We start from the raw sequence: 16,838 nt of genomic DNA, 5'->3' as shown, positions 1-16,838 counted from the left end.
TATCTATGCTCAATGAACCAAGAATTCATATTCAAGTACAAAGTACTTACGTAGAAAGTCAATCACAGCCGGAACAACAACGTTTTGTGTTTGCTTATACCGTATCAATTCGTAATCTTGGGCATTCCCCTGTGCAACTTATTAGCCGTTACTGGCGCATTACCAATAGTGATGGTCACCTAACCGAAGTTCAGGGTGAAGGGGTTGTGGGAAAACAACCTTTGATCCCACCGGGAACAGAATATCGCTACAGCAGTGGCGCTATTCTGGAAACACCTCTGGGGACAATGGAAGGTCACTATAACATGATCGATCACGATGGTCGTCCATTCCGTGTCGCCATTCCCGTGTTCCGGCTGGCTATTCCAACACTGATAAATTAATTATGGCTACATACCTTATTGGCGATATTCACGGCTGTTATCGTGAATTTCGCGCCTTGTTACAACAAGTCGATTTTAATTCCAGTGAAGACACTTTATGGTTAACAGGCGATCTGGTCGCTCGTGGCCCTGATTCATTGGCAGTACTTCGCTACACTAAGCAACTCGGCTCCGCAGTTAAACTGGTATTAGGCAATCACGATCTGCATCTGTTGGCGGTTTACGCTAAGATCAGCCGCAATAAACCGAAAGATTTGCTGGATGAATTACTCGCGGCACCGGATGTCGATGAATTAATAAATTGGTTGAGAAAGCAGCCAATGCTGCAAATCGATGAAGAACTGAAACTCGTCATGGCACATGCCGGGCTCACTCCACAATGGGATCTGGGAACAGCCAAAATATGTGCCCGTGAAGTGGAAGCCATTCTTCGCAGTGACAGTTATCCCTTGTTTCTCAATGAAATGTATGGAGATATGCCGAACAATTGGACGCCAGAGTTAAGCGGACTTGCTCGATTACGTTACAGTACCAATGCCTTGACCCGAATGCGTTATTGTTTTCCACATGGTCAATTGGATATGAGCTGCAAATCCAAACCGGAAAATGCGCCTGCCCCACTAAAACCCTGGTTCGAATTACCACGCAGCATTCCTGAAGACTATTCAATTGCCTTTGGTCACTGGGCTGCTCTGGAAGGTCAGGGCACCCCCGCTGGCATCTACGCTCTGGATACCGGGTGTTGTTGGGGAGGTAAATTAACCCTGCTTCGTTGGGAAGATAAACAGTATTTCAGCCAAAAATCATTATCCAAATCATAAGCTTGGTAAATAAAATAATAAACCTGGCTGTGACACTGGAGTGCCCCAAGGCACTCCACACGTAAGATTAACTCACTCTCGGCGTTCCAGAATTTCAAAACAATAGCTATGAGAATTGTTTTCATCTGCATCGTGATATTCGGTAAACGTTGAATTCCATTCATCTGGTTCATAATCGGGGAAATGCGTGTCACCAATCACTTCTGCATCAATGTGAGTCAGGTACATACGATTAACCAGAGGAATAAACTGCTCATAAATTTTTCCTCCTCCCATCACCATAACTTCTTTAACATCGCCAGCGGCTGATAAAGCAGCTTCGATAGAGTTAACCCAAGTCACCCGATCATCATTTGCAGGTTGACTGCTAATCACGATATTCAGGCGCCCTGGCAGAGGGTGGCCAATAGACTCATAAGTCACTCGCCCCATTACAACCGGCTTTCCGAGTGTATTGCGTTTAAACCAGGCTAAATCACCCGGCAAAGTCCACGGCATGGCATTTTCCATACCGATAACTCGATCCATAGCCATCGCAGTAATCAAGCTGATAATCATTAAATCACCTTACAGCCAAGTAGTATGAAAATTTGGGACACTATACGGAAAGGGTTACTCACAGTCGATAAGATTAGCCATTTATCCGAACAAATAGTGAGTTTGCCCGCGAATTGTTAAACAATCCGTTGTTTAACAGATTATTACTTAACAAGCAGGCAGCAAAATAACAACTTTATTCCATTTGACAGAACATCTATCTAAAACAGAGCCAGAAACGAGTAAAGTCAGAACAAAGATTTCATTTAAAAACCAGCAGGATTGACAATTAACTGTCCGGCAACTCCACGATCTGCCATCTCCAATATCTGGCTGTAATACATGAAAGGAAAATGTTCATAAGACGGCTGCATCATATTAACCAGCAATTCTGCCCGGCTATCGATCCAAACGGTATCTTTCCAGCCATAATCCTGTGGTTCTGGACGGTTGCCATTCAGGCTGATGACCTTAAATCTTACCCCTTCAATATGGAAAGGCTGGGGCACTGACGTTGTGACTATCCAACGTTCCCATGCGCCTTGTTGGCTTGTGATATCGATTCGATGCTCATTCAGCAGTGAGCCATTAATCCCTTGAGAATAATTGCCCAAATCAATCTGACGATTTTGAATGGTAGAGTTGATCTGTGGATTATCAACGATAAGCTGAGTCGGTAGTTGATCTGTCACCAAAGGAAGCAACCCGCTGGCTTTCAGGGTTAATACCGTCGTTGACAGCAGTTTGGTCGAAGGTTCAAACATGCCTTTCAAACGATCGATTACGCCAGCAGATTCTCCCGCAGTAACGGTAACACTTTCCACTTTCGACATATCAATCAAGACTTCTCGCCGTTCTCCCGGCGCAAGTGACAATAATTGTACCGCCACGGGAGCAGGCAGCAAGCCTTGATCAGTGGCAATCATGTAGAAAGGACGCCCATCACTGAGTTGCAATTGATATCGTCGGGCATTGGATGCATTCAGAAAGCGTAACCTGACCCAACCTCTGGCAACCTCCACAAAAGGATTTTCGACACCATTAACAATTAAGGTATCGCCAAGAAAACCTTGATTGGCTGGCGGGTTATATTGCGGTACACCAAAATTATTCAATCGCTTATCTTGCAAGATAACAGGAAAATCATCGACACCATAATGTCTGGGTAAAGGCAGGCGGCGGCTACTTTCGTCTTCCACCAGCCACATACCAGCAAGGCCGGCATAAACATGCTGTGCCATGCGATTTGGGGTATTGGCATGATACCAACAGGTCGATGCAACTTGATCTATCGGGATAACCGGCGACCAATTTTCCCCCGGCGCCATCAAACGAGCCGAACCGCCCATCAAGGTTCCAGGCACCAGTAATCCCCCGACGGTCATTGAAACCGGTTCAGATAACCGATTGCTATAGATCAGTTTGACATCATCCCCTCGATGAACCCGAATGGTTGGCCCCAAATAATGTCCGTTGATGCCCCAGACTGGCGCTTTATTATGACCATTAAACGACCAGGTGGCTTTTTGTATGGCTAAAAACAGGGGTTGCCCTCTGCGGGATTCCAGTAAGGGAGGGAGCGGCAATTTTGTTTGTTGATTTTTGTTGGCCCGAACAACAAAAGGAAGCGCCCCTAAACACATTGCCAAACCAGAAGCCTGAATAAATTGGCGCCGACTCAGTGACATACTTTCTCCACAGAAGGTCTCCACAGAAGGAATAGTCTCTCTACGATAAAAATAATTTTCACAACCCAAATAGCAATTTCCAATGATTGCCTAATTCAAATAATTGCAGGGATGAATACCCTGATATTGTGGCTATCAGAATTTATTATTCTATCGATTGCGTTTAATAAAAACGTTAATTCATTAAACGCAATCATATCGCGAACAGGAGAGAATTTCTAAAATTATCGAAAAATTATAGCGATAATCAGTCCAACATGTGGGAGAACATAATGGATCATTCAGGCCAATTAACCATCATTTAATTATCCACGCTGATTAAGTGCCTCGACTTCTTTATCCAATTCTGCAATTTTAGTTTTCATCATTTGTCGGCAGTGTTCTGCCAATTCACGAACCTGTTCTTTGGTATATTTCGTGGTGTCAATTGGAGGCAACATTTCAACAATAACGGTGCCATTATCCCAACGATTTAGTTTTATTTTATCGTGTGTTGTAGAAACACAGACCGGCACGATAGGTACACCTGCTGTAATGGCGGCATGAAAAGCACCTGTTTTAAAAGGCATCAACCCACGGCCACGACTGCGCGTTCCTTCTGGAAACATCCAAATCGAAACCCGATTTTTTTTGATCTGTTTGACAACCTGTGAAATCGTGCCATGTGCTCTTGTCCGATTATCCCTGTCGATCAAAATATTACCTGTCAGCCAATAAAGCGGGCCAAAGAAGGGAATAAAGACCAGGCTTTTTTTGCCCACAGTGACTGTACGTGGCTGTACCGCATTCGACATCGTAACCATGTCGTAATTATTTTGGTGATTGCCGATATAAATGCTAGGCCCATATTCCTGTGCTTCCTCTGGAATACGTTCCAGCAGCTTGATGCCAAGCACTTTGTGCAATTTGCCAAACGCATGCCCGAAAGTCATAACATGACGTGGGTTGCGTGGGCTGAATAAACAGTAGATACAGCCAAAAATAAAGATCAGTATCACAAACAGGATAACAATAATTCCCCGAATGATTGCTAGCATAGCGGCCCCTTGTTGAAAGGCCAGTGCATTCATTACACTGGCCTAAAATTACGATTTATACCTTTCACCCTGCAATTTGCAGCTTAATTGCTTGTATTACAAACTATTTCAACGCGTTCAATACGCTGTAACCCACGAGGCAGAGACACGCCCTTGCGCCCTCTCTCTGCCCTGAATTTCTGTAAATCCTCAGGGCGAAGCAGTAACTTGCGTTTGCCAAAATAAAGCGTGATTGAAGATTGTGGCGGCAATACCAATAACCAAGCCAGCATATCTTCGCCTGATGCAGCCTGTGCCGCCGGGATGGAAACAATCTTATTGCCCTTACCCTTTGAAAGCTGCGGCAGATCAGCCACCGGAAACATCAACATACGACCCGCGTTGGTAATCGCCAGTAACATGTCTTCCTGTTCGTTGTTAATCTCCAACGGCTGCATCACTTTGGCATTTTCAGGCAAAGTAATCATCGCCTTGCCCGCTCGGTTCTTGGCAATCAGGTCATTGAAAGTACAGATAAAACCATACCCCGCATCAGATGCCATCAAGAATTTCTGTTCTTCTTTCGCCATCAAAAGATGCTCAACCGATGCCCCTACCGGCAACGCCAGTTTGCCTGTTAGTGGTTCTCCCTGCCCTCTGGCTGATGGCAAATCCAACGGATCAACGGAATAACTGCGCCCTGTGGTATCAATAAAGACCACTGGCTGGTTACTCTTGCCGCGCACCGCACTGCGGAAGCTGTCACCAGATTTGTAATTCAAGCCAGCCGGATCAATATCGTGCCCTTTCGCACTACGTACCCAGCCCATCTCTGACATGATGACGGTAATCGGCTCAGAGGGCAGGATGTCATGATCACTCATGGCCTTCGCTTCCGTACGCTCTTTCAGCGGGGAGCGACGGTTATCACCGTAGCTTTCTGCATTGGCAATAATTTCTTTTTTCAGTAATGTATTTAACTTACGCTCAGAACCCAAGATCGCCTGAAGTTTGTCACGTTCTTTCGCCAATTCATCCTGTTCGCCACGGATTTTGACTTCTTCCAGTTTTGCCAAGTGGCGCAATTTCAGTTCAAGAATGGCTTCTGCCTGCGTTTCGGTTAATTCAAAACGCTGCATCAATACTGACTTCGGCTCATCTTCATTACGAATAATATGGATGACTTCATCAATATTAAGATATGCTGCCAGCAAACCTTCCAGGATATGCAAACGCTTAAGCACTTTTTCCAGGCGATGGTTCAGGCGATTACGCACTGTTTCACGGCGGAAAACCAGCCATTCACTGAGGATCTCAACCAAACCTTTAACCGCAGGACGGTTATCCAGGCCGATCATGTTGAGATTGACGCGATAGCTTTTTTCCAAATCGGTGGTTGCAAACAGGTGGTTCATCACCTGCTCGACATCCACGCGGTTAGTACGGGGAACAATCACCAGGCGGGTTGGATTTTCATGATCAGACTCGTCACGCAGATCATCCACCATCGGCAACTTTTTCGCCCGCATTTGGCTGGCGATTTGTTCTAAAACCTTCGCGCCAGATACCTGGTGAGGTAAAGCCGTGATCACTACGTTACCTTCTTCTTTCGACCAAACCGCCCGCATCCGTACCGAACCACGACCATTTTTGTAGATCTTGCGGATATCTTCTTTTGGCGTGATGATCTCAGCTTCTGTTGGATAGTCTGGCCCTTTGACATATTCCATCGCCTCATCAAGCGACAGATCAGGCTTATCCAACATGGCTATCAGTGCATTCACTACCTCACGAGCATTGTGTGGCGGGATGTCGGTCGCCATACCAACGGCAATGCCCGTGGTGCCATTAAGCAAGATATTAGGCAGACGTGCAGGCAAACACTTAGGCTCCTGCAATGTACCATCAAAGTTTGGCACCCAATCTACGGTTCCTTGCCCCAACTCAGACAGTAACAATTCGGCATATTTAGACAAACGAGATTCGGTATAACGCATCGCCGCAAAGGATTTTGGATCATCCGGCGCCCCCCAGTTTCCTTGCCCGTCGACTAACGGATAACGGTATGAGAAAGGCTGAGCCATCAAAACCATAGCTTCATAACAGGCCCCATCACCATGCGGATGATATTTACCGAGAACATCACCGACAGTACGGGCAGATTTTTTAAATTTGGCGCTGCTGCTCAGCCCAAGTTCTGACATCGCATAGACAATACGACGCTGAACAGGCTTTAAGCCATCACCAATAAAAGGTAACGCCCTGTCCATGATGACGTACATGGAGTAATTCAAATAGGCGTTTTCAGTGAACTTGTGGAGCGGCTGACGCTCCACACCGTCGTGAGTTATCTCACTCATGTAATAATTTCCTCAGGATCTGTATTGACTACCTTTGCGCTGTATTTATGCACTAAATTCATGCGCTAAATTTCGATATCAATGGAATCACCCTTCTCTTGCAGCCAATTACGGCGATCTTCTGAACGTTTTTTCGCCAAAAGCATATCCATGACTGAGAGCGTTTCTTGATAATTTTCATCGTCGATAGTCAATTGCACCAGACGGCGAGTGTTAGGATCTAACGTGGTTTCACGCAACTGCATTGGGTTCATTTCACCCAACCCTTTAAAGCGCTGAACGTTCGGCTTGCCCCGCTTGCGGCTCAAACGATCCAGGATGGCACTTTTTTCCCCTTCATCCAGCGCATAATGTACTTCTTTGCCAAGGTCGATGCGGTATAGCGGCGGCATTGCCATGTAGACATGCCCACGTTTCACCAATGTCGGGAAGTGACGGACAAACAGGGCGCACAGCAATGTTGCAATGTGTAATCCATCAGAGTCTGCGTCCGCCAGTATGCAGATTTTACCGTAGCGCAGTTGGCTTAGATCATCACTATCCGGATCGATACCAATCGCCACAGAGATATCATGAACTTCCTGCGAAGCCAGTACTTCATCCGAAGAGACTTCCCATGTATTCAGGATTTTTCCACGCAGTGGCATGATCGCCTGAAACTCACGATCACGAGCTTGCTTCGCAGAGCCACCCGCAGAATCCCCTTCTACTAAAAACAGTTCAGTAACATTGAGATCTTGTGCAGTACAATCTGCCAATTTACCCGGCAAAGCAGGGCCATTGGTCAGCTTTTTGCGTACCACTTTCTTCGCCGCACGCATTCTACGCTGCGCACTGGCAATTGCCATTTCAGCGAGTTGCTCCGCATCTTGAATATGCTGGTTCAACCACAAGCTGAATGCATCTTTCACCACACCAGAAACGAAAGCCGCAGACTGGCGAGAAGAGAGGCGCTCTTTGGTTTGGCCGGCAAATTGTGGATCTTGCATTTTAAGCGATAGCACATAAGCACAGCGATCCCAAATATCATCAGCAGAGAGTTTAACCCCACGTGGCAATATATTGCGGAACTCGCAGAATTCACGCATGGCATCCAACAAACCTTGACGCAAGCCGTTAACATGGGTGCCACCTTGTACCGTTGGGATCAGGTTGACGTAACTTTCCGTCAATAATTCTCCGCCTTCCGGTAGCCAGAGCACTGCCCAGTCAATCGCTTCAGTATCTCCACTTAATGTGCCGACAAAAGGCGCTTGTGGCAATGTTACCAACCCGTTGACGGCTTCTAACAGATAATCTGTCAACCCGTCGGCATAACACCATTTCTGCTCGGTATCATTCAGTTTGTCCTTAAAAACAATCTCAACCCCCGGACACAGCACCGCCTTGGCTTTTAGTAAATGAGTCAAGCGGGTGGCAGAAAAACGGGGTGTATCGAAATAGCTTTCATCTGGCCAGAAATGGACACTCGTTCCGGTATTGCGTTTGCCACAACTGCCGATGACTTCCAATTCTTGTACTTTCTCACCATTTTCAAAGGCGATTTGGTGTACCTGACTGTTACGACGAACAGTCACTTCCACGCGCTTGGACAGAGCATTGACCACCGAGATCCCAACCCCATGCAAGCCACCAGAGAATTGGTAATTTTTATTGGAAAATTTTCCGCCCGCATGTAGGCGGGTTAAAATCAATTCAACAGCAGAAACTTTTTCTTCAGGATGGATATCAACCGGCATACCACGGCCATCATCTATCACTTCCAGAGACTGATCGCTGTGAAGGATTACTTCAATATGCTTCGCGTGACCAGCCAGAGCTTCGTCCACACTGTTATCGATCACTTCCTGTGCCAAATGGTTCGGGCGGGCTGTATCAGTATACATTCCGGGACGACGACGAACTGGCTCCAGGCCACTGAGGACTTCAATGGCCTCTGCGTTGTAACTAGATTGAGTCATGTTGTAATTCTGTCGGTTGCTTCGTTATTAGAGGGCCAATCAGTATTGATATACTGTTGATAATACCAGTCGCTTACCTATTTTTGGCAATTTTTTTACTATTGCCACTGGTCAGCCCCAAGAAGTCAATGATTTGAGGGAAATAATATTCGAAGCCAATAAAAGCATGATTCCCACCGGATTCAACTGTCTGTCGGCACTGCATCAGGTAAGCAACGGCTTGACGGTAATCGAGCACCTCATCCCCTGTTTGCTGCAATAACCAAATAAGATCAGGTGATTCCAGCGGGTCAATATGCATCACTTTGAGATCATGTATATGGCTTGGTTCGAGAGTATAGCGCTCTTCGGTATAGGGATTCACGTTTTCCCCAAGATAATTCTGAAGCAAGTCGAAAGGACGTACCGCAGGATTGACAACCACGGCGGGCAAACCAAAGCACTGGGAAAGCCAGATAGCCAGATAACCGCCCAGGGAAGAACCTACCAGCCCGATATTTTCACCGGCGTGTTCCATTACCAGTTCTTCCAGTAAGATGGCCGCATCTTCAGGATAAGGGGGTAATTGCGGCACCAGCATGTCAATTTCAGGGTGCTGCTGGTGTAACCACGTTTTCAGCACATTCGCTTTTGCGGATTGAGGGGAACTATTGAAACCATGTAAGTAGAGTAACGTCGACATTAATACCCATCCGAATCTAAATCCGGGCAAAACTCGTTATTCTTAAGCCTGTGAACCTGTGTCTGCAATTTCGCTTCTTTATTATTGCCAGCCACAGACAGTTCGAGATAACGCCATCCCGGAGCCACTGTATCAAGCATAAAATTAGTACAATGTGGCTTAAATTGCACACAGGTTGATGGGGTTGCCATAACACGAATACCGTTCCACATTTCATCCACTTCTTGATGGATGTGCCCACACAGTATGGCTTTCACCTGGGTTTTGCCTTTCAAACATTCTGATAATTCGGGGGCATTACGCAAACTGTGCTGATCCAGCCATGTGCATCCAGATGGAATCGGGTGATGGTGAAGCATAATAATCGCATGGCGATCACTGTGTCCATCCAGGCATTTTTTCATCCACTCAAGCTGATAATCCGTCAATTCACCATGAGGAACACCTTGCACCTGACTGTCCAGCATAATCAACTGCCAATGCTGTCCAATAACGATCTGCTTGGAAGGTGAAATGCCTGCTGCTGCCAACGTGTCAACCATCGCGGGTTGATAATCATGATTACCGGGTAACCAAACACAAGGTACAGGTAAACGAGCAATACCCTCAGCAAAATGCTGGTAAGCATTGATGGTCTGATCCTGTACCAAATCACCTGTCGCAACGATCAAATCAATATCGAGATTTTGCTGCAAAATCATATTCAATACCGCATGATAACTGCGATAGGTATTAACTCCCAGCAATGAATCTCCCTTATTAGCAAAAAGGTGCGTGTCGGTAATTTGCAGTATTCTGGCTGTGGCGCCTTCTGCCACAGGTACTTCAAGCAGGCTTTCCAAAAGGTTTCCTTTTCCTGTCGATCATAAGGATTATTTTAACGTGTCTTTATGCAAAAGATCTGCTGGCTGGGGCACACTTCCCATTTCCCAACGTAAATTAGGAATGATTACCCAACCACTTTTTCCTAAGTTTTTCATGGTGCAATGCCAGCCACTGTATTGCAATAACTGAAGCCGCATTATCGATAATGCCTTCTTCTACCCATTGATAAGCCTGTTCACGACTCACAACCAGAACACGGATATCTTCATGCTCACCTTCCAGACCATGAACCCCTGATGCAGTGGCGGCATCAACTTCACCGACAAAGATATACATACGTTCTGTCGTACCGCCAGGGCTGGAAAGATAACTTAACGCAGGCTGACAGCGCTTAACCTCAATCCCTGCCTCTTCCACGGCTTCGCGACGGACGACCTGTTCTGCGTCTTCTCCCTCTTCGATCATGCCGGCAACCACTTCCAACAGCCACGGCGTATGACTGGTTTCAATCGCCGGAATACGGATTTGTTCAATCAAAACAACTTGATCGCACACCGGATCATAAGGCAACAAAATGCCGGCATGACCTCGCTCAAAAACTTCACGTTTAATGGTTTCACTCCAACCACCGCGAAATAAGCGATGCTTGAATTGATATTCAGTCATTTTAAAAAAACCACGATAAAGCGTTTTTTGAGAAATAACTTCGACGTCTTGTTTAGTAAAAGTATATGGCGATGCAAGGTTTTTACTCATAAAATCTCCTGATTAGTTTTTAAAATTTCCTATTATTAAAAGGTATTTTTTCATATTGATCTAAATAAATTCATTTTGATGATACAAACAAGCAGAAAAATGAGGCAATATGGCACAAACAGCCACCCTACCCTGCTGGCATTCTCTGCTAGAATCTGTGGTATTCGTTTTTATGCAGAGGCAACTTAAGCAAAATAGCTGCACAACAAGGAACGCAAATGAAAAAATTGCTCTCTCTTTTTATTGCTATGAATCTGGTAGGTTTTAGTACTTCAAGCCATGCTGCGGATTTACTCCAGATTTATCAGCAGGCAAAAGAAACAAACCCGGAATTGCTTAAGGCACAAGCTGACCGCAATTCAGTGGTTGAAAAGATTAATCAAGCTCGTAGTACTTTATTGCCTCAATTGGGGCTGAGTGCAGAAGTTAATTATGGTAAGGGCTTTCGCGACTCCAGAAATTCAGAATCTCATGGCACAGATGCGGGTCTGCAACTGACGCAAACCATCTTTGATATGGCGAAATGGAATCGTCTGAGTCAAGCAGAGAAAGATGCAGGTATTGAAGACATCAAATTTCAAGCCGCTCAACAGCAATTAATTCTCAATACTGCGCAAGCCTATTTTGATGTTCTGAATAAAATTGATACATTAACCTTTACCGAAGCTCAAAAAGCCTCACTGTACCGTCAACTGGATCAAACCACTCAGCGTTTTAATGTCGGTTTAGTTGCCATTACCGACGTGCAGAATGCGCGCGCCCAATATGACTCAATTCTGGCAACCGAAGTTTCTGATCGCAACAATCTGGAAAACGCGCTGGAAAAACTACGTATGATTACAGGCGCTTACTACCCACAGTTGGCTGCACTGAATATTGATCAGTTCAAAACCAAACAACCAGAATTGGCTGATAAAGTGCTGAAAGAAGCAGAAACCCGTAACCTGAACCTGCTGTCAGCCCGCTTAATGCAAGATTTAAGACGCGAGCAAATCAAAGAAATGCAGACAGGTTATATGCCAACGGTTAATTTAAGCGCAGGTACAAGTATTTCTAACAACCATATACGCGGAAATAAACGAGCAGATGAGTATAGAGGCGGTAATAGCGTTAAGCTGTCTTTGAACTTACCGCTATTCAGTGGCGGAGCTACCTATTCTCAAGTAGAACAAGCAAAATATAATTTTGTCAGCGCCAGCCAAGATTTGGAAAACACTTATCGTAAAGTGACACAAGAAGTGCATTCCTCCACCAATAACATTGCTGCCGCAATCAGTAGTGTTGAAGCCAATAAACAGGCAGTACTCTCTGCGCAAAGTTCATTGGATTCAATGGAGGCCGGTTATCAGGTAGGAACCCGTACTATTGTTGATGTTCTGGATTCGACAACTAAACTTTACCGAGCCAAACAGGATCTGTCTAAAGCACGTTACGACTACTTGCTTTCCCTGTTACAGAATAAACAGGCGCGCGGCGTTTTGAATGAAAATGATTTGCTAGAGTTGAATAAGATGTTAGGCGCGCAAATCTCAACCTCTGCCAGCAGTATCATTAAAGAGATGAAAACGCCGTCAGTTCGCTGAATTAATGCACTATCGTTCTCAATTGAAAAACGTTATATTAAAAACGCTATACTAATAAAGAAAGCGGCCCGCGATTGCGTGAGCTGCTTTTTAACACATCCCTGAGAGCCACACCCATTGAACACAATAAAATGGGTTATAGCTCTTAATCTTATCAGATACCCTCAAGATGGATGCCCCTATGACAATGAAACGGACAAAAGAGATAAACCGCGATTCTTTCCGTAAAACGTGGCGAAGCTATCGCCTGACACCTGTAGCGCTTGCTGTCAGTGCTGTTTTTATGCTTGCTGCCTGTGAACAAAACGATGAAACGGTATCACTCTATACCAATGCCGATGAGTGCTCCCAGGCGAATCCTTCTCAAAGCGAACAATGCAAAACCGCCTATAACAACGCCCTGAAAGAAGCGGAAAAAACCGCACCGAAATATGCGACTCGCGAAGAGTGTGTGGCTGAATTTGGAGAACAACAATGCACGCAAGCCCCTGCTCAGGCGGGAGTCGGTCAGGCTCAGGCACAAAGCAGTAGCAGCAGTTTCTGGATGCCTTTGATGGCAGGTTATATGATGGGACGCTTAATGGGCGGTAGCTCTGCACCATCACAACCGCTGTTCACATCACAATCGGCTTCCAGCCCAGCCAATGGCAAATTTGTTGATGCAACAGGTAAAAGCTATGGCCCTGCTACCGCAGGTGGTCGCAGCATGACCGTGCCAAAGACGGCGATGGCACCAAAACCAGCAACCACAACTACGATTACCCGTGGTGGGTTCGGTGAATCTGTGGCGAAACAATCTGCCATGCAGCGTTCGTCTGCCAGCTCAAGTTCCAGTTCTTCCCGTTCTATGGGTGGTTAATCAAAGATGAAACGCATTGGTATTACCGAGCGCCCCGATTGGCGCGAAAAAGCAGCAGAGTTTGGTTTTAATTTTCACACGATGTATGGTCAGCCTTACTGGAGTGAAGACGCTTATTACCAGTTCACGTTGAACCAAATTGAAGAAATTGAAGATGCAACGGCAGAACTGCACCAAATGTGTTTGCAGGTCGTGGAAAAAGTGGTCGATAGTGAAGAACTGCTGACCAAATTCCAGATCCCAAAACACTGTTGGGAATTTATCCGTTCTTCATGGGTAACCAGTCAACCTTCGCTCTATTCCCGTCTGGATTTAGCCTATGATGGCAAAAATCCCCCTAAGTTGCTGGAAAACAATGCCGATACCCCAACGTCACTGTATGAATCGGCTTTCTTTCAGTGGATCTGGCTGGAAGACCAGATTAATGCCGGCAACCTGCCGTCAAATGCTGATCAGTTTAACAGCCTACAAGAAAAGCTGATTGAGCGTTTTGCACAGTTACGTGAAAAACATGGGTTTAGCCTGCTGCACATGGCCTGCTGTCAGGATACTGAAGAAGATCGTGGCACCATCCAATATTTGCAGGATTGTGCTGCGGAAGCCGATATTCCCACAGAGTTCCTGTTTATTGAGGATATCGGGCTGGGTGAGAAAGGGCAGTTTACTGACTTGCAGGATCAAGTGATCAGCAACCTGTTTAAGCTGTATCCGTGGGAATTTATGTTGCGTGAGATGTTTTCCACCAAGCTGGCTGATGCTGGTGTCCGTTGGCTGGAGCCAGCATGGAAAAGCATTATCTCCAACAAAGCACTGCTGCCAATGCTGTGGAAAATGTTCCCAAATCATCCTAACCTACTGCCTGCCTATTTTGCGGATGAACGCCCTTCAGACATGAACAGCTATGTCATTAAGCCACTGTTCTCCCGCGAAGGGGCTAATATTCGCATCATTGAAAACGGCCGGGAAATCGCCAGTGCGGATGGCCCTTATGGAGAAGAGGGCATGATCATCCAACAGTTCCACGCATTACCGAAATTTGATGGTAACTATGCCCTGGTCGGTAGCTGGTTAGTGGATGATCAATCTGCGGGTATCTGTATCCGTGAAGACCGAGAGTTAATCACCCAAGATCTGTCACGCTTCTACCCGCATATTATTTTGGATTGACTCAATCAGCCAATCTGAATCGATAACATACTTAAAGAGCCGTCTTCAATCCCTTCAACTGGCGTTGAAATTGGCTCTTTTTTATTCCATGTCCCCATCACATACAACAATGGCAGGAAGTGTTCTGGTGTTGGGTTAGACAATTGACCATCTTCCCTGTCCAAAGCATTAAACAGAGGATGAGGCTCTTCCATGCTGGTTAAACTTTCACGCACAAACTGCTCAAAAGAGAGTGCCCAGGGAAAAGGTTCTGCTCCCAATTTTTCGGCCGGCAGGTTATGCACAATATTTCCACTGCCCATGATTAAGACGCCTTCATCTCGCAGTAACGCTAATTTTTTACCTATTTCATAATGAAAAGACGCAGGTTGATTACGATCCATGCTCAGTTGGACAACCGGAATATCGGCATCAGGATACATTTTTGCCAATATTCCCCAAGATCCATGATCCAATCCCCATTTTTCAAAATCAGTCTCGACTTCAATCGGTTCAAGGATATCCTGTACCAATACAGCTAGTTCAGGAAAACCTTTAGCTGGATACTGTTTTTCATGCAATTCTCTGGGAAAGTTACCAAAATCGTGGATAGTTCTGGGCCGTGTCATCGTTGTCACGGCTGTACCATTCGTGTACCAGTGCGCAGAAATCACCAGAATCGCCCTTGGCCTGGGTAATTTCTTCCCCAGTTCAAACCAAGCACGTGAGTAACAGTTATCTTCAATGGCATTCATTGGGCTGCCATGACCAATGAACAAAGCAGGCATTCTCAGGAGACTCATTTTCGCCCCTTATACAACAAATTAAACATTCGAATAATGAATTCGGATTATGATAAAAAAATTATGACAGGATTAAGACATTCCTTCCTTGAATATCGTCAATCAAAAATGATGGCGTGTCTTAGAAATACTGAAAGGCTACAGGGTGTGGACTGTAGCCTTTCAACGTACATGCGTATGGCTCCCCGTCTTTCAAGCTACCATACAACTGCATGGCAACCCAAAATCTGTTGAGTATAACCGATATTTCCTGCCCTAATCTGTTCTCTATTCAAATTAAAAAAACAGTATTATTTAGGGACCTTTTAAAACCCGTTAGCTGGCTGCCTTTGCCATTTTTAAACGGTAATCTACCAAATCCTCAATAGTGACTATCGGCATATTATGCTGCTTTGCGAATTCAATGACTTCAGGGGCTCGAGCCATTGATCCATCGTCATTCGTCAATTCACATAACACTCCTGCTGGTTTGAACCCCGCCATTCTGACCAAATCAATAGTCGCTTCGGTATGACCACGACGGGTTAAAACCCCTCCCGGTTGCGCGCGCAGAGGAAAAACGTGTCCAGGTCGGCTCAGATCACTGGGTTGTGCGTCATCTGCAATAGCGGCCTGGATTGTGGTGATGCGATCTGCCGCAGATACACCTGTTGTCACGCCTTGTGCAGCTTCAATTGAGACGGTGAAAGCGGTTTGATATTGGCTTGAGTTATTTTCCACCATCATGGGCAGTTTTAACTGCTGACGGCGCTCTTCGGTCAAGCACAGGCAAACAATTCCACTACCGTGGCGGATAGTTAATGCCATTTGCTCTACCGTCATTGTTTCAGCGGCGAAAATCATGTCACCTTCATTTTCACGATTTTCATCATCCAATACCATCACGCCCTGACCCGCACGCAAAGCAGCAAGCGCACGTTCAACACGTTCAAATGGCGTCCCATATGAGGAAAGTAGCGTCTGATTCATGGTAAAGAAACCTCTTTAAATGTATGGATTACCAGAATCAGGGCAATTTTGAGGAGTTCGTGCTGCACGAAAATATGGCAACAGAAACAACAGACGAGCGCAAACACTCGATTGATGCTGTTATTCTCTCCCATCCGGACTATCACCGTCGGCTCCAGAATCACACTGGATCTGCTGACCTCTGTTTTATCCCCAAAACAACAAAGGGATAATGACAAACAGAGCGCTCGCGGGCTGCATAAAATGATTATTCGACATTTTACGTTACCGCCGGTAGGGACTTTCACCCTGCCCTGAGATAAACGATTTCACTATAGCGCTAATAATCGGCAGGAGCAATCAACAAAATCAAATATGAAACCTGGCTCTCAATCATTTATGCTTTCGTCATGGGGTATTAAAATACTGCCAAGACCATTACGCTATAAAACATGCACTATAAAATACAC

The 16,838-nt window shown here is 45.6% G+C and carries 15 protein-coding genes and 1 riboswitch; of the genes, 5 read left to right on the top strand and 10 right to left on the bottom strand.

Annotation, left to right across the window (positions count from 1 at the left end; all coding sequences use genetic code 11):
• Positions 1-5: 5 nt before the first annotated feature.
• On the top strand, positions 6-383 hold the full coding sequence (apaG, locus tag BDE27_RS14290) for a Co2+/Mg2+ efflux protein ApaG (protein WP_099133020.1): 378 nt from the start codon (positions 6-8) through the stop codon (positions 381-383).
• Between the two features lie 2 nt (positions 384-385).
• Positions 386-1,204 (top strand): bis(5'-nucleosyl)-tetraphosphatase (symmetrical) ApaH, encoded by an 819-nt coding sequence (gene apaH / locus BDE27_RS14285; RefSeq protein ID WP_099133019.1) that lies wholly within the window; start codon positions 386-388, stop codon positions 1,202-1,204.
• 72 nt (positions 1,205-1,276) lie between these two features.
• On the opposite strand, the gene folA is transcribed toward apaH, so the two are convergent.
• From folA to nudF, 8 genes are all read right to left on the bottom strand, one after another.
• Positions 1,277-1,762 carry a type 3 dihydrofolate reductase gene (gene folA / locus BDE27_RS14280; RefSeq protein WP_099133018.1) on the bottom strand — a complete coding sequence of 162 codons (486 nt, stop codon included), beginning with the start codon at positions 1,760-1,762 and terminating at the stop codon, positions 1,277-1,279.
• Between the two features lie 245 nt (positions 1,763-2,007).
• Positions 2,008-3,429, bottom strand: a complete 1,422-nt coding sequence (gene ftsP / locus BDE27_RS14275) for a cell division protein FtsP (protein WP_099133017.1) — start codon at positions 3,427-3,429, stop codon at positions 2,008-2,010.
• Positions 3,430-3,734: 305 nt separating this feature from the next.
• A complete protein-coding gene (locus BDE27_RS14270; protein ID WP_099133055.1) occupies positions 3,735-4,466 on the bottom strand; it encodes a 1-acylglycerol-3-phosphate O-acyltransferase in 732 nt (243 codons plus the stop codon).
• 83 nt (positions 4,467-4,549) lie between these two features.
• A complete protein-coding gene (gene parC, locus BDE27_RS14265) occupies positions 4,550-6,805 on the bottom strand; it encodes a DNA topoisomerase IV subunit A (protein ID WP_099133016.1) in 2,256 nt (751 codons plus the stop codon).
• Positions 6,806-6,870: 65 nt separating this feature from the next.
• Positions 6,871-8,766 carry a DNA topoisomerase IV subunit B gene (gene parE / locus BDE27_RS14260; protein WP_099133015.1) on the bottom strand — a complete coding sequence of 632 codons (1,896 nt, stop codon included), beginning with the start codon at positions 8,764-8,766 and terminating at the stop codon, positions 6,871-6,873.
• Between the two features lie 73 nt (positions 8,767-8,839).
• Positions 8,840-9,448: an esterase YqiA gene (gene yqiA / locus BDE27_RS14255; protein WP_099133014.1), complete on the bottom strand. Its 609-nt coding sequence runs from the start codon at positions 9,446-9,448 to the stop codon at positions 8,840-8,842.
• On the bottom strand, positions 9,448-10,290 hold the full coding sequence (cpdA, locus tag BDE27_RS14250) for a 3',5'-cyclic-AMP phosphodiesterase (RefSeq protein ID WP_099133013.1): 843 nt from the start codon (positions 10,288-10,290) through the stop codon (positions 9,448-9,450). The genes yqiA and cpdA overlap by 1 nt, the downstream gene beginning before the upstream one ends.
• A gap of 97 nt (positions 10,291-10,387) precedes the next feature.
• Complete coding sequence (gene nudF / locus BDE27_RS14245; RefSeq protein WP_099133012.1) at positions 10,388-11,029, bottom strand: ADP-ribose diphosphatase; 642 nt, start codon at positions 11,027-11,029, stop codon at positions 10,388-10,390.
• 218 nt (positions 11,030-11,247) lie between these two features.
• On the opposite strand from nudF, the gene tolC reads away from it, so the two are divergent.
• From tolC to BDE27_RS14230, 3 genes are all read left to right on the top strand, one after another.
• Positions 11,248-12,612, top strand: a complete 1,365-nt coding sequence (gene tolC, locus BDE27_RS14240) for an outer membrane channel protein TolC (RefSeq protein WP_099133011.1) — start codon at positions 11,248-11,250, stop codon at positions 12,610-12,612.
• A 187-nt stretch (positions 12,613-12,799) separates the two neighbouring features.
• Positions 12,800-13,471, top strand: a complete 672-nt coding sequence (locus tag BDE27_RS14235) for a DUF1190 family protein (protein WP_187651199.1) — start codon at positions 12,800-12,802, stop codon at positions 13,469-13,471.
• Positions 13,472-13,477: 6 nt separating this feature from the next.
• Positions 13,478-14,638: a glutathionylspermidine synthase family protein gene (locus BDE27_RS14230; RefSeq protein ID WP_099133009.1), complete on the top strand. Its 1,161-nt coding sequence runs from the start codon at positions 13,478-13,480 to the stop codon at positions 14,636-14,638.
• A gap of 5 nt (positions 14,639-14,643) precedes the next feature.
• On the opposite strand, the gene ygiD is transcribed toward BDE27_RS14230, so the two are convergent.
• Both ygiD and ribB read right to left on the bottom strand, forming a co-directional pair.
• Positions 14,644-15,420: a 4,5-DOPA-extradiol-dioxygenase gene (ygiD, locus tag BDE27_RS14225; RefSeq protein WP_099133008.1), complete on the bottom strand. Its 777-nt coding sequence runs from the start codon at positions 15,418-15,420 to the stop codon at positions 14,644-14,646.
• Positions 15,421-15,735: 315 nt separating this feature from the next.
• The gene (ribB, locus tag BDE27_RS14220; protein WP_099133007.1) at positions 15,736-16,389 is read right to left on the bottom strand and encodes a 3,4-dihydroxy-2-butanone-4-phosphate synthase; all 654 of its coding nucleotides are present in this window, start codon (positions 16,387-16,389) and stop codon (positions 15,736-15,738) included.
• Positions 16,390-16,507: 118 nt separating this feature from the next.
• Positions 16,508-16,694: riboswitch (FMN riboswitch) on the bottom strand.
• Between the last annotated feature and the right edge of the window lie 144 nt (positions 16,695-16,838).

This window comes from Xenorhabdus ehlersii (genome assembly GCF_003610465.1).
Lineage (GTDB): Bacteria > Pseudomonadota > Gammaproteobacteria > Enterobacterales > Enterobacteriaceae > Xenorhabdus > Xenorhabdus ehlersii.
This window is presented reverse-complemented; position numbering and strand designations above follow the sequence as displayed.

Bases quoted from the DNA above. Each gene is read 5' to 3' on its own strand.
- apaG (WP_099133020.1), top strand. From the start codon at position 6: ATGCTCAATGAACCAAGAATTCATATTCAAGTACAAAGTACTTACGTA.
- apaH (WP_099133019.1), top strand. From the start codon at position 386: ATGGCTACATACCTTATTGGCGATATTCACGGCTGTTATCGTGAATTT.
- folA (WP_099133018.1), bottom strand. From the start codon at position 1,762: ATGATTATCAGCTTGATTACTGCGATGGCTATGGATCGAGTTATCGGT.
- ftsP (WP_099133017.1), bottom strand. From the start codon at position 3,429: ATGTCACTGAGTCGGCGCCAATTTATTCAGGCTTCTGGTTTGGCAATG.
- BDE27_RS14270 (WP_099133055.1), bottom strand. From the start codon at position 4,466: ATGCTAGCAATCATTCGGGGAATTATTGTTATCCTGTTTGTGATACTG.
- parC (WP_099133016.1), bottom strand. From the start codon at position 6,805: ATGAGTGAGATAACTCACGACGGTGTGGAGCGTCAGCCGCTCCACAAG.
- parE (WP_099133015.1), bottom strand. From the start codon at position 8,766: ATGACTCAATCTAGTTACAACGCAGAGGCCATTGAAGTCCTCAGTGGC.
- yqiA (WP_099133014.1), bottom strand. From the start codon at position 9,448: ATGTCGACGTTACTCTACTTACATGGTTTCAATAGTTCCCCTCAATCC.
- nudF (WP_099133012.1), bottom strand. From the start codon at position 11,029: ATGAGTAAAAACCTTGCATCGCCATATACTTTTACTAAACAAGACGTC.
- tolC (WP_099133011.1), top strand. From the start codon at position 11,248: ATGAAAAAATTGCTCTCTCTTTTTATTGCTATGAATCTGGTAGGTTTT.
- BDE27_RS14235 (WP_187651199.1), top strand. From the start codon at position 12,800: ATGAAACGGACAAAAGAGATAAACCGCGATTCTTTCCGTAAAACGTGG.
- BDE27_RS14230 (WP_099133009.1), top strand. From the start codon at position 13,478: ATGAAACGCATTGGTATTACCGAGCGCCCCGATTGGCGCGAAAAAGCA.
- ygiD (WP_099133008.1), bottom strand. From the start codon at position 15,420: ATGAGTCTCCTGAGAATGCCTGCTTTGTTCATTGGTCATGGCAGCCCA.
- ribB (WP_099133007.1), bottom strand. From the start codon at position 16,389: ATGAATCAGACGCTACTTTCCTCATATGGGACGCCATTTGAACGTGTT.